The sequence below is a fragment of the Flavobacterium ginsenosidimutans genome, from assembly GCF_037478105.1.
Taxonomy (GTDB): Bacteria; Bacteroidota; Bacteroidia; order Flavobacteriales; family Flavobacteriaceae; genus Flavobacterium; species Flavobacterium ginsenosidimutans.
The window spans coordinates 867,303-887,011 of record NZ_CP147988.1 but is presented as its reverse complement, the minus strand read 5'-3'; the positions used below and the strand labels follow the sequence as shown (position 1 = coordinate 887,011).

The 19,709-nt window shown below is 32.9% G+C and carries 17 protein-coding genes and 2 tRNA genes; 5 read left to right on the top strand and 14 right to left on the bottom strand.

Going from position 1 to position 19,709, the window contains the following annotated elements; genetic code table 11:
* Window positions 1–2: 2 nt before the first annotated feature.
* From V6624_RS04155 to V6624_RS04140, 4 genes are all read left to right on the top strand, one after another.
* Window positions 3–1,583 carry a hypothetical protein gene (locus V6624_RS04155; RefSeq protein WP_338840957.1) on the top strand — a complete coding sequence of 527 codons (1,581 nt, stop codon included), beginning with the start codon at window positions 3–5 and terminating at the stop codon, window positions 1,581–1,583.
* Window positions 1,584–1,975: 392 nt separating this feature from the next.
* Window positions 1,976–4,963, top strand: coding sequence for a SusC/RagA family TonB-linked outer membrane protein (locus tag V6624_RS04150; protein ID WP_338840956.1), 2,988 nt, complete (start codon window positions 1,976–1,978; stop codon window positions 4,961–4,963).
* Between the two features lie 12 nt (window positions 4,964–4,975).
* Window positions 4,976–6,574 carry a RagB/SusD family nutrient uptake outer membrane protein gene (locus V6624_RS04145; protein WP_111287786.1) on the top strand — a complete coding sequence of 533 codons (1,599 nt, stop codon included), beginning with the start codon at window positions 4,976–4,978 and terminating at the stop codon, window positions 6,572–6,574.
* Between the two features lie 173 nt (window positions 6,575–6,747).
* Window positions 6,748–7,386: a hypothetical protein gene (locus V6624_RS04140; RefSeq protein ID WP_338840955.1), complete on the top strand. Its 639-nt coding sequence runs from the start codon at window positions 6,748–6,750 to the stop codon at window positions 7,384–7,386.
* 87 nt (window positions 7,387–7,473) lie between these two features.
* Here V6624_RS04140 and V6624_RS04135 read toward each other — a convergent pair.
* Window positions 7,474–7,561, bottom strand: a tRNA-Ser gene (locus tag V6624_RS04135).
* 286 nt (window positions 7,562–7,847) lie between these two features.
* Between V6624_RS04135 and V6624_RS04130 the strand changes: the two genes are divergently transcribed.
* The gene (locus tag V6624_RS04130) at window positions 7,848–8,048 is read left to right on the top strand and encodes a YqaE/Pmp3 family membrane protein (protein WP_204251686.1); all 201 of its coding nucleotides are present in this window, start codon (window positions 7,848–7,850) and stop codon (window positions 8,046–8,048) included.
* 193 nt (window positions 8,049–8,241) lie between these two features.
* Here V6624_RS04130 and V6624_RS04125 read toward each other — a convergent pair.
* From V6624_RS04125 to V6624_RS04065, 13 genes are all read right to left on the bottom strand, one after another.
* Window positions 8,242–8,326, bottom strand: a tRNA-Ser gene (locus tag V6624_RS04125).
* 151 nt (window positions 8,327–8,477) lie between these two features.
* Complete coding sequence (locus tag V6624_RS04120) at window positions 8,478–8,876, bottom strand: acyl-CoA thioesterase (RefSeq protein ID WP_109192322.1); 399 nt, start codon at window positions 8,874–8,876, stop codon at window positions 8,478–8,480.
* Window position 8,877: 1 nt separating this feature from the next.
* Window positions 8,878–10,011, bottom strand: a complete 1,134-nt coding sequence (gene ribB / locus V6624_RS04115; protein ID WP_162614973.1) for a 3,4-dihydroxy-2-butanone-4-phosphate synthase — start codon at window positions 10,009–10,011, stop codon at window positions 8,878–8,880.
* A gap of 2 nt (window positions 10,012–10,013) precedes the next feature.
* Window positions 10,014–11,468 carry an LptF/LptG family permease gene (locus tag V6624_RS04110; RefSeq protein WP_111287780.1) on the bottom strand — a complete coding sequence of 485 codons (1,455 nt, stop codon included), beginning with the start codon at window positions 11,466–11,468 and terminating at the stop codon, window positions 10,014–10,016.
* 8 nt (window positions 11,469–11,476) lie between these two features.
* Entirely contained in the window at window positions 11,477–12,169 is a 693-nt protein-coding gene (locus V6624_RS04105) for an outer membrane lipoprotein carrier protein LolA (protein ID WP_317048483.1), read from the bottom strand.
* 7 nt (window positions 12,170–12,176) lie between these two features.
* The gene (locus V6624_RS04100) at window positions 12,177–14,627 is read right to left on the bottom strand and encodes a DNA translocase FtsK (protein ID WP_111287776.1); all 2,451 of its coding nucleotides are present in this window, start codon (window positions 14,625–14,627) and stop codon (window positions 12,177–12,179) included.
* A gap of 18 nt (window positions 14,628–14,645) precedes the next feature.
* Window positions 14,646–15,020 (bottom strand): diacylglycerol kinase family protein, encoded by a 375-nt coding sequence (locus V6624_RS04095; RefSeq protein WP_111287774.1) that lies wholly within the window; start codon window positions 15,018–15,020, stop codon window positions 14,646–14,648.
* Window positions 15,021–15,033: 13 nt separating this feature from the next.
* Window positions 15,034–15,531 (bottom strand): thiol peroxidase, encoded by a 498-nt coding sequence (gene tpx / locus V6624_RS04090; protein WP_111287772.1) that lies wholly within the window; start codon window positions 15,529–15,531, stop codon window positions 15,034–15,036.
* Window positions 15,532–15,959: 428 nt separating this feature from the next.
* Window positions 15,960–16,217, bottom strand: a complete 258-nt coding sequence (locus V6624_RS04085; RefSeq protein ID WP_008462029.1) for a DUF6952 family protein — start codon at window positions 16,215–16,217, stop codon at window positions 15,960–15,962.
* A 111-nt stretch (window positions 16,218–16,328) separates the two neighbouring features.
* Entirely contained in the window at window positions 16,329–16,637 is a 309-nt protein-coding gene (locus V6624_RS04080; RefSeq protein WP_007805605.1) for a thioredoxin family protein, read from the bottom strand.
* 224 nt (window positions 16,638–16,861) lie between these two features.
* On the bottom strand, window positions 16,862–17,500 hold the full coding sequence (locus V6624_RS04075) for a peroxiredoxin (RefSeq protein ID WP_012024184.1): 639 nt from the start codon (window positions 17,498–17,500) through the stop codon (window positions 16,862–16,864).
* 123 nt (window positions 17,501–17,623) lie between these two features.
* Window positions 17,624–19,237 carry a glycoside hydrolase family 3 protein gene (locus V6624_RS04070; RefSeq protein WP_338840944.1) on the bottom strand — a complete coding sequence of 538 codons (1,614 nt, stop codon included), beginning with the start codon at window positions 19,235–19,237 and terminating at the stop codon, window positions 17,624–17,626.
* A 2-nt stretch (window positions 19,238–19,239) separates the two neighbouring features.
* Complete coding sequence (locus V6624_RS04065; RefSeq protein WP_111287768.1) at window positions 19,240–19,686, bottom strand: GNAT family N-acetyltransferase; 447 nt, start codon at window positions 19,684–19,686, stop codon at window positions 19,240–19,242.
* Window positions 19,687–19,709 lie beyond the last annotated feature (23 nt).

Here is a 19,709-nt window from a genome sequence, read left to right as displayed (position 1 = left end):
TTATGAAATCTCTTTTATCATATTATAAAGAAAGAAAATTGTTTGTTTTCTTACTTTTATTTTCTGTTTTCTTGGGAGTTGCTCAATCTGCGATTTCACAGACTAAGCAGCCTGTTTTGCAATATGTAGTTTCGATGCCAAATCCTGAAAATCATTATTTTCATATAGAATTGTATTGCAGTGGATGGCAAGAGGAAACGATCGATTTTAAACTGCCAAATTGGATGCCGGGTTATTATCAATTAATGAATTACAGTAAAATGGTAGAAAATTTTACTGCAAAAGCAAATAGTAAAAATATAGGTGTAAAAATACTGAATGAAAACAGTTGGCAGATTAAAGTTGCAAAAAATAAACCATTCACTTTAAGTTATGATGTAAAGGCAGATAAGCAATTTGTAGCCAATAGTTATCTAGATGCATCACACGCTTACATAATTCCAAATAGTTTGTTTGTCTACATTAACGAGCATCTAAATATTCCAGTTTCTGTAAAAATAAACGGAATCAAAAAAGACTTTAAAATTGCAACAGGTTTAGAGCCAATTGCAGGAAAAACGAATGAATTTAAAGCTCCTGATTTTGATATTCTATATGATTGTCCAATATTAATTGGAGATTTAGAAGAACTGCCTTCTTTTAAAGTCAACGGAATCGAACATCGCTTTTCAGGGTATAAAATGGGTGATTTTGATAAAGTAAAATTTATGGACAATCTAAAAAAGGTTGTTGAATCGGCTGTTGCGATAATTGGTGATATTCCTTATAAGCAATATACATTTATAGGCATTGGTCCAGGACAAGGCGGAATCGAACATCTTAATAATACAACAGTTAGTTTTGATGGCTCTGATTTGGATAAACCTGAGGCAATGAACAGAATGATGAGTTTTTTAGCTCACGAATATTTTCATCATTATAATGTAAAAAGAATCAGACCTTTTGAATTGGGTCCTTTTGATTATGATCAAGGAAGCAAAACAAATCTATTATGGGTAAGTGAAGGCTTATCTGTTTATTATGAATATTTAATTGTAAAGAGAGCGGGACTTGTAAATACTCAAACCTTATTTAATAATTTGGAAAACAGTATCGATGCTTTTGAGAATTCTCCGGGACGAAATTTTCAATCTTTAACTCAATCAAGTTTCGAAACTTGGAGCGACGGACCTTTTGGTAAGCAGGGAGAAAATGCTGATAAATCTATTTCTTATTATGATAAAGGGCCAGCTGTTGGTCTTGTGCTTGATTTTGCTATTCGTAAAGCAACCCAAAATCAAAAAACGTTAGATGATGTAATGCGCCTTTTGTATTGGCAGTATTATAAAAAATTGCAGCGCGGATTTACAGATGCTGAATTTCAAGAATCTTGCGAAAAGATTGCCGGCTGCTCATTAAAAAATATCTTCGAGTACGTTTACACAACAAAAGAGATTGATTATAATAATTACCTACAATATGCAGGTTTACAATTGAATGAGAATTTTGATGCAGTTTCTAAAACTAGAAAATTTTCCTTTCATGTTTTAGAATCAAGTAATGATAATCAGAAAAATATATTGAGTCACTGGTTAGAAAAGTAGAGTTAATATTAGAATGCCAAAAAGCCCATCAAAAATTAATATAAATTAATTGTGATGGGCTTCAATTTTTATCAATATCTCGTTTTTTTGAATAAATCTTACAACTTGATTATTTTGAGTGTCTAATTTTGATGTTTTTTTAAGGTATTTTAAAATTTAGCAGCTTTTATTGTGTAGAATTAACATAATTTTTTTTAATAATATTTTTTTTATTCGGTTTTGATTCAAAAAACATAATAACAGGATAATATAATACAGCTTTCGGATAAATTGTTGGCTTTCCTAAGATTGGTTATCATTTAACTTTACAAGTGTTTAAAATACACAATTAACCTTTTGTGTTTTAAAGATTTATTTTTTTAACCAAACAAAAACCAAAAAACCAAAAAGCTATGAATTTTACTAACCATTCAGTATTGCAAAATTTTGGAAATAAAATGTTAAAGAAAAAACTGGGATTTGCCATTTTTTTTCTTTTAACGGTTTTAACTTCCGTTGCACAAACAAAGATTCAAGGTTCTATAAAAGATATTCATGGAGTTCCTATTGCAGGAGTATCAATTATAGAAAAGAATACATCTAATCATGGTGTATTATCAGATTTTGATGGTAATTTCCAGATGACAATTCAAAAACCAAATTCTAAATTGGTTGTTTCTTATGTGGGCTTTATAACCCAAGAAGTCACGGTTTCAAATAATAAAGTAGAAGTAGTGCTCCTCGAAAGTGTAGAACAATTATCTGATGTTGTTGTAGTCGGGTATGGTACGCAAAAAAAATCAAGAGTTACGAGTGCTATTGCCAGTATTAAAGAAAAAGATTTTACGAGAGGAGCAATTAGAGATGCTTCAGATCTTATAAAAGGAAAAGTTGCTGGTTTGACAATTAGTACTGGTTCTGGAGATCCTTCTGCCGCTCCAAATATTTCGTTACGTGGTGTATCTTCTTTAAAAGGCTCAACTACTCCTTTGGTTTTAATTAATGGTGTGCCTGGAGGAATCGATACTGTTTCTCCTAACGAAATTGCTTCTATTGATGTATTGAAAGATGCTTCGGCAGCGGCAATTTATGGAACAAGAGGTGCTAATGGAGTAATTTTAATTACAACAAAAACAGTCAATAAAGAGATGCAGCCTACTATGACGTATTCTACTTTTACCACGGTATCGAATTTTGCTAAAAAAGCAGATTTTTTAGATGCGAATGGACTAAGAAGTTTGATGTCACAAGGTGTCAAAGTTCCTTTTACAGATGAAGGCGCTACGACAGATTGGTTAGATGAAATTTCAAGAAGCGGATTTGCTCAAAATCATAATTTAGACCTTAAAGGCGGAACAGCAAAAACGAATTATACTGTAAACTTAAATTATGTAAACCAAACAGGAGTTTTCAATGGAACATTTAATAAGGAATATCGATTTTCATTTGATGTTAATCATAGAATGTTCAATGATAAATTAAAAATTAATTTGAATTTATTGAATGGAACTCAAAAAATGGGAATTTCTCCTGAGACAGCAGGTTATGCTTACAGACAAGCTATGATTAGAAATCCTACTGCTCCTGTTTATAACGATGACGGGACTTATGCAGAAACTAATAGATTTCAGTATTACAATCCAGTTGCAATCTTAAATGAAACAAAACAAGACAGACAAAGCACTTGGCAGAGGTTTACAGCTAATTTAACGCTAGATTTATTGCCAGGATGGGATGTAAGTGCTTTGCTTGCTAAAAATAAAAATTCAGGTTTAGATGGATATGCTGAAACTAAAAAGCATTATTCGAATACCATAAACGGAAGAAATGGAGTTGCTTCAAGAACTACTGGGCAAACTGATAGAGATTATGTAGAGCTTACTTCTAAATACAATAAGAAAATTGATAAACACGAGTTTACATTGCTTGGTGGTTACAGTTATCAGTATACTGTAAATGAAGGTTTTTCAGCTTATAATTTTGATTTTCCAACAGACGCTTTCTCATATAATAATCTAGGAGCAGGGAATGCACTTTCTGACGGAAAAGCATCTATGGGAAGTTATAAAAATGATGATAAATTAATTGGTTTCTTTGGTAGAGCAAATTACAATTTTGATAATAAATATGATGTATTGTTCAGTATCAGAAGAGAAGGTTCTTCTAAGTTTGGAGAAAATCATAAATGGGGTAATTTTCCAGCTGTTTCAGCAGGATGGAGTATCAACAAAGAATCTTTCTTAAGTGATGCTACTGCTATAAATAATTTAAAATTAAGAGCAGGTTATGGTGTTACAGGAGTAATTCCTGGCGAATCTTATCTGTCTCAAACTTTATACAATTACGACGGCTATTTCTTTAATGACGGAAAATGGGTAAAAGGTTTAGTGCCAGCAAGTAACCCGAATCCTGATTTGCGCTGGGAGAAAACAGCTGAGGTAAACATAGGGGTTGATTTTGGTTTCCTAAATAATAGAATCAGCGGAAGTTTTGATGTTTACAGTAAAAAAACAAGCGATATGTTATGGGATTATAGTGTGCCAACACCTCCATACTTATATTCAAGCATTACTGCCAATGTTGGAAAAATGGAAAATAAAGGTTTTGAGCTTTTGTTAAATGTAATTCCAGTTAAGACCGAGAATTTTATGTGGAATTCTTCTATGACTTTCTCTCACAACAAAAATAAATTAACAAGTCTTTCAAATGATTTGTATAGCATTGATAGAAACTTTATCAATACAGGAGATACAGGAGATCCAATTTCATTTACAACACATAGATTAGAAGTTGGACAATCTATTGGGAATTATTGGGGACTAAAATCGGTTGATATTACAGATGATGGAAAATGGATCATTGAAACTTCAGATGGAACTAGAAAAACATTGACACCAGATTTGTATAATGATGCTAATAAACAGTATTTAGGTAACGGAATACCAAATTATAATGCAGGTTGGACCAATACGTTTACATACAAAAAATTCGATTTAAGTGTTGTTATGACAGGAGCTTTCGATTATCAAATTTTGAACTCTCAACGTATGTTTTATGAAAATCCTACGATCAATTATAATATGTTGAATTCTGCATTTGATAAAGTATATGATAAAGCGGTTTTAAACTACAACCAAACATATGTTAGTTACTATCTAGAACAAGGAGATTATGTAAAAGTTGATAATGTAACATTGACTTATAATTTTGATGTTAAACCTTATAAATTCCTTAGTGCAATGCGTATGTATGCTTCAGCAAATAATTTGGCTGTAATTACAAAGTACAAAGGTTTAGATCCTGAGATTCCAAGAGATAATGTTTTGTCGCAAGGAGTAGATAATAGAGATAAATATCCAACTACAAGAGGTTTTACTTTAGGTTTAAATGTAACTTTTTAAAAAAAATTAAAGATGAAAAATCAAAATATAGTATATAAAATCCTTATTTCTGGCTTGCTTCTTTTAGGAACCGGGTGTACAAATTTGGACGAAACAGTTTATGATAAAATAACTGCTGAAGGAACAGTATTGACTGAAGAAGATTTGACGAGTATCATTGCGCCAGCTTATACATCATTCAGAGGGATTTTTTGGAATTGGGATGGTTTACACGATTTGTATGAGGAGTCATCAGACTGTTTAGTGACTCCGCAGCGAAATGGTATTGGATGGGGAGATTATTATATCACAATGCATCTGCATACATGGGGATCAACTCTTCCTCATGCAGAAGGTAACTGGAGCTATATGTACACAGGTGTAAATAGTGTAAATAGAGCGATCTATCAAATTGAGCAGATTGAAGGAATTGAAAATAAAGAAAAAGTAATCCAAGAATTAAAAGCTTTAAGAGCAATTTATTATTATTTATTGTTGGATAATTTTAGAAATGTTCCTATTGTGACTTCTTTTATTAATCCTCCGGGATATCTGCCAGTACAAAATACAGGAAAAGAAGTATATGATTTTGTTGAAACTGAATTAAAAACTGCCTTGCCGTATTTAAGTGAGGAAAACAATACAAATACTTACGGAAAGGTTACGAAATGGGCAGTTAAGATGACTTTAGCGAAATTATATCTAAATTCAGAAGTCTACATTGGTACTCCTAAATGGAATGAAGCTTTGAGCGAAGTTAATGATATTATTAACAGCGGAAAATTTAGTTTGGCAAGTAATTACGCTGATAATTTTAAAATTAAAAATGAAGGATCTCCAGAAGAAATACTATCTATTCCTTTTGATCAAGTTAAAACAGGAGGAAGTTATTGGCCGTTTAAATCTTTAGCGGCTCCGAGTCAGGCAACATTTGAAATGAGCGGAGGTCCTTGGAACGGAACTGGAGTAATTCCGCAATTTATTGATACTTATGATCCAGATGATCAAAGGTTAACGGATTGTTATTTAGGAGGCAAGCAATACACAAGTAAAGGAGAGCCAATAATGGTAGATGGGGTGCAATTTGAGTATATTAATTTCATGACAAATGTAAATGGTTGTGAACCAAATGAAGGTTACAGATTAGTTAAGTATGAAATAGGTACTGGAGATATCGGACAAACAAGTAATGATGTTCCTTTTTACAGATATACAGATGCTTTAATGATCAAAGCAGAATGTTTGTTACGAACAGGAGATGCTGAAGGTGCTGCTGTAATTGTTTCTCAAATTAGACAAAGGGATTTTAAAAATACAAATCCAAGTAAAGCAACAGTTTCAGGAGCTAAACTAAGTGGAGGAAGTGTTTATAAATATGGAACTTATGAAGCAGGTGTTATTACTAAATTAGAAGGAGGAGCCGATATTCAATATGGAGGATTCTTAGATGAACTTGGCTGGGAGTTTATTGGCGAAGCACACAGAAAACAAGACTTAATCCGATTTGGAGTTTTTACTAAAAAATCATGGTTTACTCATACACCAAACGGCGATTTCAGAAGTATTTTACCAATACCACAGTCTGAAATTGACACGAATAGCAACTTGACACAAAACCCAGGTTACAATTAAAGATTTATATAATAATTGAGTTTTTTAGTTTCGATAGGGAGTGAATTAATTTTTGCTTCCTATCTTTTTAAGATCACTCGAAAAGGATTTTTTCTTTGAATTGTAATCATTGTAAGATCTGTTTTTTTATCTTTAGAATTAAATAATTATCCAATAATAAATACGATTTGATTATGGAAATTAAAGTTCACAATTTGCACAACGGTCAAGTAAGAGTCGATAGATTTCTTTCTTTCAATGAAAATAATAACTTCCGTACATTTTCCTATACTGGAATTGCAAAACCAGTTAAATGTAAAGTCTGGCTTCCTGTATCAAGTTATTTGATAGAGCATCCAAAAGGTGTGGTTTTGATTGATCAAATGTGCCATGCAGACATTCATCAAATTAAACGTGATAAAAAAGAACTTAGCTTTTTTCAAAATCTTATTAATAAACCATTTGTAGAGATTGAAGATATTGTTAGCCAAAAATTAGCGAAAGTGGGCTACAAATCAAATGATATAGACTATTTGATACCAAGTGATCTTCCTTCAGATTATTCAAGAGGATTGAATTATTTGAAGAATGCAAAAAAAATCATGATAAGTGACCTTCAATGGAGTACTGAAGAAATAGAAAAACCAGCAAGTTTAGCAACTAAAAAGTGGAATTATTTAAATGTTCAAAAATATAGTTTTTCGAAAACAGGAATAGGTCCGCAAGGTTTGTCTTATGATTTGTTCGGTGATCGTACAGTTGTTTTAGTAAGCACACCAGAATATAGTTCAGGAGCAGTAACTGTAATTATAGATAATAATGCAAGCTGTTGATTAATAAGAAGAACGAAAATAAAAAAGCCTTTAAACGTTATGTTTAAAGGCTTTATTTTTTTTAAGTTTCTTTTGGGAAACTTCATCTGGCGGAGAAAGAGGGATTCGAACCCCCGGACCTGTTACAGTCAACAGTTTTCAAGACTGCCGCATTCGACCGCTCTGCCATTTCTCCAGTATGTCGCTATCATTTTGTGATTGCGAGTGCAAATATAAGTTGTTTTTTTGATTGTGAAAACTTTTTTGAAACTATTTATAAAGAAAATGATTGTCGCATAAAAAAAGAAAATCCATGATAAAGCTAAAGGTTTCAAAGTGAAGCGAAAACGCAAAGAATGCAATTAAGTCTGAACTTGTTCTATGAAAAATTTAATTTTTCCCGAGATTTAGATAGTTTCTTTGAGATGAGATTTTAAGTAACAAATTACAAGATTTGCGACATATAACTAAACTATAATAAAATGATGACACTTATAGCGATATTTTTTCCGTGTATCTCCTTTCTTTTAAGGGGTAAAATTTTGACAGCCTTACTCTGTTTGATTTTACAACTTACTTTAATCGGTTGGTTGCCTGCTGCAATATGGGCTGTCATATCGCTTCAGAATTCAAGAGCTGACAGACGTAATGAAAAATTGATAAAAGCAATGCGAAATAGATAAGTTGTTAGCTAAACAACCAATATTTTTCCTTTCCTAGTTTTTCTTTTCTCCTGGTTGCAATCATATATTATCGATAGAAAGTTTCATTTAAGATATGCATTGAATGTACAGCGAAAATTTAAAATGCTTTTCTGAGAGAAGTTGTGATAAAAAATAAAAACCCTTAACAAAAGTTAAGGGTTTCAAATTTCAGCGGAGAAAGAGGGATTCGAACCCCCGGACCTGTTACAGTCAACAGTTTTCAAGACTGCCGCATTCGACCGCTCTGCCATTTCTCCAGTAAGTCGCTATCATTGCCTGATTGCGGGTGCAAATATAAGACGGTTTTTCGGTTATAAAAACTTTTTTTGGACTTTTTTTTAAAGTTTTTAAAGATAATTTTCAAGTGTCTAATTATCAGTATTTCCGAAAATGATATTTTTTAAAAAATTAATCTAAATCGTCTAATATTGGTGTTGGTTTTTTGTTTTCATCCACAGCAACAAAAGAAAAAGTTCCTGAAACTACTGTTTCGCGTAGCTCAGAATACATTTGTTCCATAAAAATATCTACATGAATTTTACAGCTAGTTCTTCCAACGCTGTCAACTTTTGCAACTAATTCTATTAATGTTCCTGCAGGAATTGCTTTTTTGAAGTCAATTTGACCAGTAGAAATAGTAACAACTTTTTTGCGGCTGAAACGTGTAGCACAGATAAATGCTACTTCATCCATAAGATGCAGTGCTGTTCCTCCAAATAAAGTGTCATAATGATTTGTAGTGCTTGGAAAAACTGCTTTGAAAATTCGTGTTTCCGATTTTAGAATTCTTTCTTCGACTGTTCCCATATTAGTATTTAACGTATTCTATAATTTCAAGTCCGTATCCAATCATACCGACACGTTTTGTTTGTTCTGTATTCGAAACCAATCTTATTTTAGAAATATCAATATCGTGAAGGATTTGCGCTCCAATTCCGTAATCTTTACTGTCGATAATAACTTTTGGAGCTTTTAGGGTTCCATTAGATTGTAATGTTTTAAGCTCCGAAATTCTATTTAAAAGGTTAACAGCCGTCATGTCTTGATTAATGAAAATAACAGCCCCTTTTCCGTTCTCATTGATCACTTTAAACATATCGTCCAGCTGTTGTTCCGCATTATTAGTTAATGTGCCTAATAAATCGTTGTTTACCTGAGAAGAGTGAATTCTAGTTAAAATAGGTTCTCCTGAATTCCAAGTTCCTTTTGTTAAAGCAATATGGATTTGTTTATTTGTAGTTTGCTCATAAGCTCTCAATCGGAAAGTTCCAAAACGAGTTTCGATATCAAAATCTTCTTTTTTAACAATCAAACTGTCGTGTTGCATTCTATAAGCAACCAAATCTTCAATAGAAACTAATTTTAAATCAAATTTCTTTGCTACTTTAATCAATTCAGGAAGACGAGACATTGTTCCATCTTCGTTTAAGATTTCGCAGATTACACCTGCAGGTTTAAACCCAGCCAAACGTGCAAAATCAATCGCTGCTTCAGTATGTCCAGTTCTTCTTAAAACACCGCCTTGTTTTGCAATTAAAGGGAAAATATGGCCAGGACGAGCTAAATCGTGCGGTTTTGTGTTAGGGTCAACAAGAGATTGGACTGTTTTAGCACGATCAGAAGCGGAAATACCAGTTGTAACTCCATGACCTTTTAAATCTACAGAAACAGTAAAAGCAGTTTCCATGTGATCAGTATTATTGGTAACCATTGCGCGAAGATCTAATTCTTTGCATCGGCTTTCAGTAAGAGGAGTGCAAATTAAACCACGCCCATGTGTAGCCATAAAATTGATCATTTCTGGAGTTACTTTTTCAGCAGCAGCTAAAAAATCACCTTCATTTTCGCGATCTTCATCATCGACTACAATGATAACTTTACCTTGACGAATATCTTCTATAGCTTCCTCAATGGTGTTCAATTGTATTTTTGTTGTTGACATAATTATTCTTGCTTTTGAGCTGGTAAGAACCGCTCAGAGATTTTCTGAAATAGTTGTGAAATCGGAGTTGTAATCGCATCAAAATTGATTAATCCGTTGTCGTTTGTAGCGCGATAAGTCAAAAGAATTGCTAATGGCGACAGAATAAAAGAAGACATCCACGATCCTAAAAATGGAGTCATTCCGCCTTCTTGCGATAATCGTTTTCCAAATGTATTGATGAAATGGAAAGTAATAAAGATCAAAACTGCGAATACAATTGGAAGTCCAAGTCCGCCTTTTCTAATAATAGCACCAAGTGGAGCACCAATAAAGAACATTAAAAAACAAGCAAAAGCAATTACGAATTTTTCGTATAATGCACTCAAATGTTTATTAATCTCGCGTTGTTTGTCTTTTAAATCTTTCTGCGTAGTTTCTATAGAATAGATATTGCTAGTTATATTACTTCCCGCCATCTTCAAAATATCGACTTGGTCTTTGTTAGAATACATAGACAAAAGCTCATTTGGCAGTTGTTTTTTCTTTAAATCTTTTTTTACAGCAGGATTGGTTTTTCTAAGTCCAACACGCTGATTAATGTTTTCAGAAAAAGAAACGATTTCGTTATCTAAATTTTTGCTTAGCGAATCTAAAGTATATCGCAACTCACTAACATTTAACATTGCATTAGTGCCTGCAATGCTTTCCTTGCTGTCGTCAACTTTATTTAATTCAGATAAGTCTATATTGATGATCTGCGTTTTAAATTTTCCTTTGATAAAAGGCAATTTTGCACGATCCTCGTATTTTTTTGGAGTTACATCTTGGTAATAATAACCGTCATTTAAGACCAGTTTTAAGATGCTTGATTTTTCACTACTAATTAATTCACCAGTTTTCGATTTAATAACGGTTTTATTTTCACCCATATTATTCGCTTTCTCATGAATAGTCACACCAGTAAGATGATTACCATTTTCGCCAGATTTCTTGTTTACCTTAATGTTATAAGTTCCAACATCATTAAACTGACCTTCCGCAATTGCCATTGCGGGTTTAGCTTGTGCAATGTTTTTTCTAAAATTGACAAATTTATATTCGGCATATGGAATAACATTGTTTGCAAACCAAAATGCGACGATGCTTAAAACAAAAATGAAAATAATCAATACGCGCATCGCTCTTTGTAATGATATTCCAGACGATTTCATTGCGGCGAACTCATAATTTTCGGCTAAATTTCCGAAAGTCATAATTGAAGCTAATAAAACCGACAGCGGTAAAACCAACGGTATAATACGTGGCATAGAAAAAAGCAGGAATTTCACGACCAATATTAAGTCGAGATCTTTACCTGCTAGTTCTGAAATAAATAGCCATACTGTTTGAAGTATGAATATGAAAAATAGGATTACAAATACCGTAGCAAATGTAAATAAGAATGTTTTTAATAAGTATTTGTCTAGAATTTTCAACCTTCTGATTAATCTAATTTATTAATGTAGTATTTCGGGTATTTACTCGCTACAAAGGTAAATTGATTTTTTGATAATGGCTGATTGGTTTTAAAAGAATTAACGGTTAAAGTTGTTTTTGTTCCGTTTTTTCCAGTTTCAATCAGATTATAGATGTGTTTTGTCTGAACGTCAATACCTAACAAAATTTCTTTTCTTTGATCTTTTCCGCTCGTAGGAACCAGTTTGATGTATTGAATCTTTCTTCCTTTTACATTTTGTACAATATCCATATTGTATTTGTAGCCAGAATTAAAGAAAGTAAGCATTTTTGAAGGCGTAATTGCGTTGTCGTCTTTCTCGTTTACTTTAGAAATAGTAACTTCTTCGTCTTCAGGAACAATAGTGTAGGTTTTTTGACCGTCAAAAATTTTAGTAACGCCCATGAAATTCAATACATATTGATTTCCTTTCATTGTAACATTTCCTTTACTGTCTTGATTGATGTTTTCTTTGGCATTATTCAAAGAATATTTAAAATCGATAACAATATTGTCGTAGCTTTTTATTTTAGAAGTTACTTCGTTCAATAAATCTTTCGCTTTTTTATCTTGAGCCTGAATAGAAGTGAAGCTCAAAAGCAATATAAATGCCATTTGAAAACACTTTTTAGTCATGTTTGTGATAGAATTGTTGTTGATTTCTTGAATTTTTGCTTTCATGATTGGATTAATTTTGTTCATTATTAAAAAATTGATCAAGAGCACTTAAGTCTAAAATATTTACGCTTCTGGCTTTACTGCCTTCAAACGGACCAACAATACCTGCTGCTTCCAGCTGATCGATTAAACGACCTGCTCTGTTGTATCCTAATTTTAATTTTCGCTGCAATAAAGAAGCAGAACCCTGCTGAGCATTGACAATTATCTCTGCCGCCTCTCTAAATAAAGTATCTCTTTCGGAAATATCTATATCAAGATTAATGCCACTTTCTTCTCCAACAAACTCTGGAAGTAAATAAGCTGTGGCATAAGCTTTTTGTCCGCCAATAAAATCTGTAATTTTTTCAACCTCTGGTGTGTCAATGAAAGCACATTGAACACGAATCACGTCGTTTCCGTTTGTATATAATAAATCTCCTCGTCCAATTAACTGATCGGCTCCTTGCGTATCTAAAATTGTTCTAGAATCAATCTTAGAAGTTACTCTAAATGCAATTCTCGCAGGGAAATTGGCTTTAATTAAACCTGTAATAACGTTTACAGAAGGTCTTTGTGTTGCAATAATCAAGTGAATACCAATAGCACGCGCTAATTGAGCCAAACGCGCAATCGGAACTTCAACTTCTTTTCCAGCAGTCATGATCAAATCTGCGAACTCATCGACAACCAAAACGATGTATGGTAAAAATCGGTGGCCAGCTTCAGGATTTAATTTTCTAGACTTGAATTTATCGTTGTATTCTTTAATGTTACGAACCATCGCATCTTTTAATAAAGAATAGCGGTTGTCCATTTCAGTACATAACGAATTTAAAGTATTAACCACTTTTGCGTTATCTGTAATAATAGCGTCTTCTGTATCTGGAAGTTTGGCTAAATAGTGTCTTTCAATTTTATTGAAAAGCGTTAGCTCTACTTTTTTAGGGTCAACTAAAACAAATTTTACTTCTGCTGGATGTTTTTTGTATAACAATGAAGTTAGAACGGCATTTAATCCGACAGATTTTCCTTGTCCTGTTGCTCCAGCCATCAATAAGTGAGGCATTTTGGCAAGATCGACAACAAAAGTTTCATTTGAAATAGTTTTTCCTAAAGCAATTGGCAATTCCATTTCGGCTTCTTGGAACTTTGCAGCCCCAATAACACTTTTCATAGAAACCATAGTTGGGTTTTTGTTCGGAACCTCAATACCGATAGTCCCTTTTCCTGGAATTGGCGCAATAATACGAATTCCAAGTGCTGATAATGACAAAGCAATATCATCTTCTAAACTCTTAATTTTAGAAATTCTGATTCCCGCTTCTGGAACAATCTCATATAAAGTAACAGATGGTCCAACGGTTGCTTTAATTTGTGCAATTTCAATTTTGTAATTACGAAGTGTATCTACAATCCTGTTTTTATTTTCTTCTAATTCTTCCTGATTAATTGTAATTCCGCCAGTCGAATATTCTTTTAATAAATCGATGGTTGGGAATTTATAATTCGATAAATCCAAAGTTGGATCAAATAATCCGAAATCGGCAACTAGGCGAGAAGCCAGGTTTTCTTCAATAATATCTTCTTCTTCTGCTTTTTCAATTACAAAAGCTTCATCTGGAGAAACTAATGGTAATTCTTGTTTTGGGGTAATTGGCTTTAAAATTGGATTCAATTCGATTTCAGAAGAATGATTTATAGTTGGTTTCAATGCTTCTTTATTGATTTCAAATTGAGAATCAACTGTTTTAATGTGAATATCATCTATTTCAGGATCGCTTTCAGGTTCTTCAATTGCAAATTCTTCTAAATTATAAGCACTTTCAGGCTGTGGAACTACTGGTTTTAAAGTGTCTAATTCTGATTTGAATTCTTTTTTAGTAGAATCAAAATACGATTGAATTTTTTCTGGCGATAATTTGATTTTGAAAATCAGATATACAATTAGTCCAAAAAGTAGAGTAAGCAAAGTTCCTGTCTTTCCGATATAATCTTGCAGAAACAAATTCAGTTCATAACCAATTGTTCCTCCTAATTCTGGCGCAGAAGTAGCAAAGAAACCGAATAATACTGAAACAATAATAATGGCAAATAAATCCCAGAACCAGGTGTTTTTTAGTTTTTGGGTCGAAAGCTCCAATGCTAAAAACATTCCAGTCAGGAAAAATAAACGTACAAAAATGAAAGAGGCAAGTCCGAAACCTCTATAAATAATCAAATCGGCAAGATAAGCCCCGAATTTTCCGAGCCAATTCTCAGCAACTTCGCTACGATCACCAAGCTGATTTACGACACTTTGGTCATTCTGCCATTGTCCGTTTACATAAAAAGAAATAAATGCGACTAATAGTGCAATAGAAAAAAGAACCAAAAGGCATCCTAAAACAAACCTTTGTTGTTTGGATATCTTAAATGATCTTTTAACTCCTTCCTGTTTTTCGTTTTTTTTATCTACAGTTTCTTTTTTATTTTTTGCCATTCTTGCGTTTTCCTTTGCCTAAATAAATTTTGGGATATAAATAATCAAGCCTATTGCAATTGCAGTCATTGCGGCAAAAAATACCGCTCCGGCAGCAATATCTTTAATAAAACCGATTCGTTTGCTGTAATCAGGATGGATAAAATCGGCAATTTTTTCAACTGCCGTATTTAATCCTTCAATGCTTAAAACAAAACCGATGGCAAGTGTCTGGCACAGCCATTCGGTTTGAGAAATATGAAAATAGAACCCGGCAATCGTCATGATAATTCCCAAAGAGAATTGAACCATAATGCTGTGTTCTGTCTTAATCAATTTTACAGCTCCGTTAAAAGCATAAGTCATACTTTTTAACCGACCTGTAACAAATGTATTATCTTTTTGAAACTCCATTTAAAGGAAAATATTATAGTGCTGCTAAAGCTGCTTCGTAATTTGGTTCGTTTGCAATTTCTGCAACTTGTTCTGTGTGAACGATTTTTCCGTTAGCATCAACAACAATGATCGCTCTTGAGTGTAAACCGGCTAAAGGTCCGTCAACGATTTCTAATCCGTTTGCTTTTCCAAAAGCACCAGTTTGAAAATCTGATAAGTTTACTACATTTTCTAAACCTTCAGCACCGCAGAAACGTTTTTGAGCAAAAGGTAAATCTCTAGAAATACATAAAACTGTTGTGTTTTCTAATCCGCTAGCACTTGCATTGAAAGTTCTAACCGATGTAGCGCAAGTTCCTGTATCAACACTAGGGAAGATATTTAAAACTAATTTTTTTCCAGCGAAAGTGCTTAAAGAAGCAACTGATAAATCGTTTTTAACTAATTTGAAGTCAGCTAATTGTGATCCAACTGCTGGCAATTCGCCTGATGTATGAACTGGATTTCCTCCTAATGTGATAGATGCCATGATTTTTGTTTAAAATTAATGAGGTTCAAAAGTAAGGATTAATATTTGAATCTAAAAGTATTTGTTAAGGGTTTAAGGAGAGATTAAGCTAAGGTTTTGATGGCCACGAATTCACAAATTTATCTAAATAATTTTATATTTTAGAGGGTAGATTTTAGATTTAGTTTAGGCTTGTCAGGCTGAGCGGAGTCGAAGCTCACACAAGTAACTCCTCAATCTAAAATTGATAATCTTTGTCGATTCGCTTTACGTGGGCTTCGACTTCGCTCAGCCTGACAAAGATTTCGTAAAACTGTGAATGAATACTGCGACTGAACACTAAAAACGGAACACTGTAAACTGAACACTGAAAACAAAAAAAAGCGTCTCCTTTCAGAAACGCTTTCTCAGCCTTGTTTTTTGTTTTTTTATTTGAAAAAGAGGTCGATTTATTTATCGATTGAACCTAAAACACGTTTCATAAACGTATTTAAAGCTTCTTTTTTATCTGTTCCTTGAGCAACCAATTTTTGCACTTCAAGGGCACCGTACATATTCGAAATCAATTCGCCGATTACGTCTAATTCTTCATCTTTTAGAGAAGGAATTTCGGTCATCGCTTCTAGAACTTCGATCGTTTCAATGATGTAATCCTGATCGTTTTCTTCGATGAATTGCGTTAAATGCTTAATTACTGGTAATTTCATAGTTTTAAACTTCTTAGATTTTTAGACATTCTTAGACTTCTTAGACTTTTTTAAAATTATAGACAACATCTAAGAAGTCTAAAAATCTAAGCCAGTCTAACTCGTCTAAATTTAAGCAATTGCGTTTACCAAGTCAATTAAAACTTCTTGTTTGTTGGTTTGCGTTTCGCCAACTAATTGTCCGTTTACGAAAGTTGCAAATGTTGGCAAGTTGCTCACATTAGCTAATTTTCTTGATTCAGGAGAGTTTTCTGCATCAACCAAAACAAAAGTAATAGCTTCATTTTCTGTCGCTAGTTTTTTGAATTTTGGTTTCATAATACGGCAATTTCCACACCATGAAGCTGAATATTGCACTACTACTTTTTCATTTTTAGCAACTAAATCTGCTAACGTATCTTCGTTTAAGTCGATTAACATAAGTTTTATTTTTAAGACACTAAGTTGCTAAGGTTCTAAGATGCTAAGTTTGCTCTCGAACCGAATAACTTTGTGTGGATTTATTTGATAGATTTTTAAGTCGTTGAGATTCTAAGATTTAAGTTTGATCTTAGAATCTCTTGACTTTTATTGTAGATTGTATTTAAGATTCAAAAGTTAAGTTAAAAAAACTTAGCAACTTAGAACCTTAGTATCTTAGCAGCTTAGTTAGCGCTTAAGTATTCAGCTGTACTGATTCTGTCTGCAGACATAGCTTCTTTACCAGCTTCCCAGTTTGCAGGACAAACTTCACCTTTAGTTTGGATGTGAGTGTAAGCGTCAACCATTCTTAAGTATTCGTTTACGTTACGTCCTAATGGCATATCGTTTACGCTTTCGTGGAAGATTTTTCCTGTTTCGTCGATTAGGTAAGTAGCTCTGTAAGTTACGTTTGAACCTTCGATGATAACTGAATCTGTATCTTCGCTATAGCTTGTAGATTCGATATCAAGAATACCTAAAATGTTAGCTAAATTACGGTTTGTATCAGCTAAGATTGGGTAAGTAACACCTTCGATTCCACCATTGTTTTTTGGAGTATTTAACCAAGCAAAGTGAACTTCGTTTGTGTCGCAAGAAGCACCAATTACGATAGTATTTCTTTTTTCGAATTCAGGTAATGCAGCTTGAAAGGCGTGTAATTCAGTTGGACATACAAAAGTAAAATCTTTTGGGTACCAAAATAAAAGTACTTTTTTATTGTTGTTTACTGCTTCTTCAAAAATGTTGATTTTTAAATTGTCACCCATTTCTGAGATAGCATCTACTGCAATACTTGGGAATTTTTTTCCTACTAAAGACATAATATTCGTTTTACGTTAAAAATTTATTTGGTGCAAAAGTAGGGCATAAGTACAGGTTCTTACAATAAGATGTGATTATAAAAATTTATAAGTTGATAAATTTTGACTATTTTAAGTTTTAACTTATTGAATATCAATATTTACTGGTAAAACACCGCTAAAAGTATTTTTTTCTATAAATTGAATTCCTGCTGTTTTTTGAAATTCTTCAAAATCCTGATACGCCTGAATTAATCCTGAAGCCTTTTTTAGATTTGGAATAAGTGGTAAAACGTAAGGATTTCCGAAGACGTAAACTACGCATTTTTTGGTTTGAAGTAAATGAGATAGCAGTTCAAAAACTTCATTGTTCACTTCGAAATTATTCAATGGTTTTGCTTTCGGAACAAATAATGAAACGATGATGGTTTCGAAATTTTCTAATTCATTTTTGATTGCCAAAATATCTGAAGTTTCTAAATTTTCAAAAGCAAATTCGGGTGAAGGTAATTTTGCATTTAAAGTTTTGAAGAATACATTTTCAGTATTTTTATATAAACTCAGTTTGGCTAATTTATTGTTTTTCTGAGCTTCAAGAGCTAAATCTGAAATTCCGTTATCGATGATTTTTGTGATTGCATTTTGAGCAATTTCTAAGTTTATTTTTGATGTTTTTTCGAAATCTAATTCACCTAAAGCAGAAGTATTTCCAGAAAGAATTCCAGCTTTTTCTTTGGCTTTCATAATTCGATTATAACTTTCGAAAATGCGGTCTGGCGAAGCATTTTTAAAGATCGCTTCAATTCCTTCAGGAACATTTTCGGCGAAGCATAAAACATCATTTCCTGCATTAAAAGCTTCCCATTCTAATTGACCTTTGGTTTCATACAATTTAGAAACGCTGTGCATATTTAAAGCATCAGAAATTACCAAACCGTCATAACCTAATTTATCGCGTAAAAGATCCTGAATAACTGCTTTTGACAACGTTGCCGAAGTATCTTTTCCGTCATTTAAACTTGGAACAGCCAAATGTCCAATCATAATCGAATCAACATTATTTTCGATTCCTTTAATGAACGGATATAATTCGTTTTCTAATAATTCTTCCAGAGTTTCCTTTAAAACTGGCAATCCTAAATGTGAATCAACGTTGGTGTTTCCGTGTCCAGGAAAATGTTTCAGACAGCCTAAAACGCCAACTTCCGACATTCCTCTTAAATATTCAATAGAAAAATTGGCTACTTTTTCTTTGTTTTCACCAAAAGAACGATAGCCAATAACTGGGTTGTTTGGATTATTATTAATATCTGCCAAAGGCGATAAATTGTACTGAATTCCAGCTGCTTTTAAATCTAAACCAATTTGTTTTCCAACTTCATAAACCACGTCAGCTTTGTTTTCAGGTAAAGCCCCAAGTGTAATCGCATAAGGATATTGCGGTGTTTTTTCGATACGCATTGCCAAACCCCATTCTGCATCAATACTGATTAAAAGTGGAGTAGAAGCTGCTTTTTGATAACGAACAATTAATGCTTTGATTTTTTCGTAACTGTCATCATTAAAAACAACTTTTTTCTTGCTTTCGTAATTCGTTGCAGCGCTCGCACGGCTGTGAAAAAAGGTCAGTCCGCCAATGTTGTGTTCTTTTATAAGTCGTTCAGTTTCCTGAATATTTTCTTCAGTATCGTTTATAAAAACGGCAGGAAAAAAGAATTGTCCTATTCTTTGTCGTAATGCTTCGGCTGTAATTTTCATTATTATAAAGTCTTTTTCATGCAGACACTATTATCCATTTCCTCGTAAGGCGGATAATTTGGAATTATGGTATAATTTAATTTTTGATACAAGTTAATGGCTTCGGGCTGGTTTTTTCCAGTTTCCAAAATGGTATAAGTATAACCCACTTCTTTTGCCCAGATTTCAAGTTCTTTTAGAATCTTCGAGGCAATACCTTTTTTTCTATGATCAGGATGAACGTACATTCTTTTGATTTCTGTCGTGCCTGGTTCTTTTTCGCGAAAAGCGCCACAGCCTACAGGAATTCCGTTTTCGTAATAAACAATCGTGTGTTTTATTTTATCAGTCTTATTAAACTGATTGTAAAACGCATGATCTTCACCATCTCTAATCGCTAAATCTTGATCTAATAAAACAACCAGATTTATGAAATCAATATCATCCGAATTGGTTCGTTTTATGTTCATGATTTAGAATGTTTAGATTAGTA

Bases quoted from the DNA above. Each gene is read 5' to 3' on its own strand.
- V6624_RS04065 (WP_111287768.1), bottom strand. From the start codon at position 19,686: ATGAACATAAAACGAACCAATTCGGATGATATTGATTTCATAAATCTG.
- V6624_RS04080 (WP_007805605.1), bottom strand. From the start codon at position 16,637: ATGTTAATCGACTTAAACGAAGATACGTTAGCAGATTTAGTTGCTAAA.
- ribB (WP_162614973.1), bottom strand. From the start codon at position 10,011: ATGTCAACAACAAAAATACAATTGAACACCATTGAGGAAGCTATAGAA.
- V6624_RS04070 (WP_338840944.1), bottom strand. From the start codon at position 19,237: ATGAAAATTACAGCCGAAGCATTACGACAAAGAATAGGACAATTCTTT.
- V6624_RS04095 (WP_111287774.1), bottom strand. From the start codon at position 15,020: ATGGAGTTTCAAAAAGATAATACATTTGTTACAGGTCGGTTAAAAAGT.
- V6624_RS04100 (WP_111287776.1), bottom strand. From the start codon at position 14,627: ATGGCAAAAAATAAAAAAGAAACTGTAGATAAAAAAAACGAAAAACAG.
- V6624_RS04130 (WP_204251686.1), top strand. From the start codon at position 7,848: ATGATGACACTTATAGCGATATTTTTTCCGTGTATCTCCTTTCTTTTA.
- V6624_RS04140 (WP_338840955.1), top strand. From the start codon at position 6,748: ATGGAAATTAAAGTTCACAATTTGCACAACGGTCAAGTAAGAGTCGAT.
- V6624_RS04155 (WP_338840957.1), top strand. From the start codon at position 3: ATGAAATCTCTTTTATCATATTATAAAGAAAGAAAATTGTTTGTTTTC.
- V6624_RS04105 (WP_317048483.1), bottom strand. From the start codon at position 12,169: ATGAAAGCAAAAATTCAAGAAATCAACAACAATTCTATCACAAACATG.
- V6624_RS04075 (WP_012024184.1), bottom strand. From the start codon at position 17,500: ATGTCTTTAGTAGGAAAAAAATTCCCAAGTATTGCAGTAGATGCTATC.
- V6624_RS04145 (WP_111287786.1), top strand. From the start codon at position 4,976: ATGAAAAATCAAAATATAGTATATAAAATCCTTATTTCTGGCTTGCTT.
- V6624_RS04150 (WP_338840956.1), top strand. From the start codon at position 1,976: ATGAATTTTACTAACCATTCAGTATTGCAAAATTTTGGAAATAAAATG.
- V6624_RS04085 (WP_008462029.1), bottom strand. From the start codon at position 16,217: ATGAAATTACCAGTAATTAAGCATTTAACGCAATTCATCGAAGAAAAC.
- V6624_RS04120 (WP_109192322.1), bottom strand. From the start codon at position 8,876: ATGGGAACAGTCGAAGAAAGAATTCTAAAATCGGAAACACGAATTTTC.
- tpx (WP_111287772.1), bottom strand. From the start codon at position 15,531: ATGGCATCTATCACATTAGGAGGAAATCCAGTTCATACATCAGGCGAA.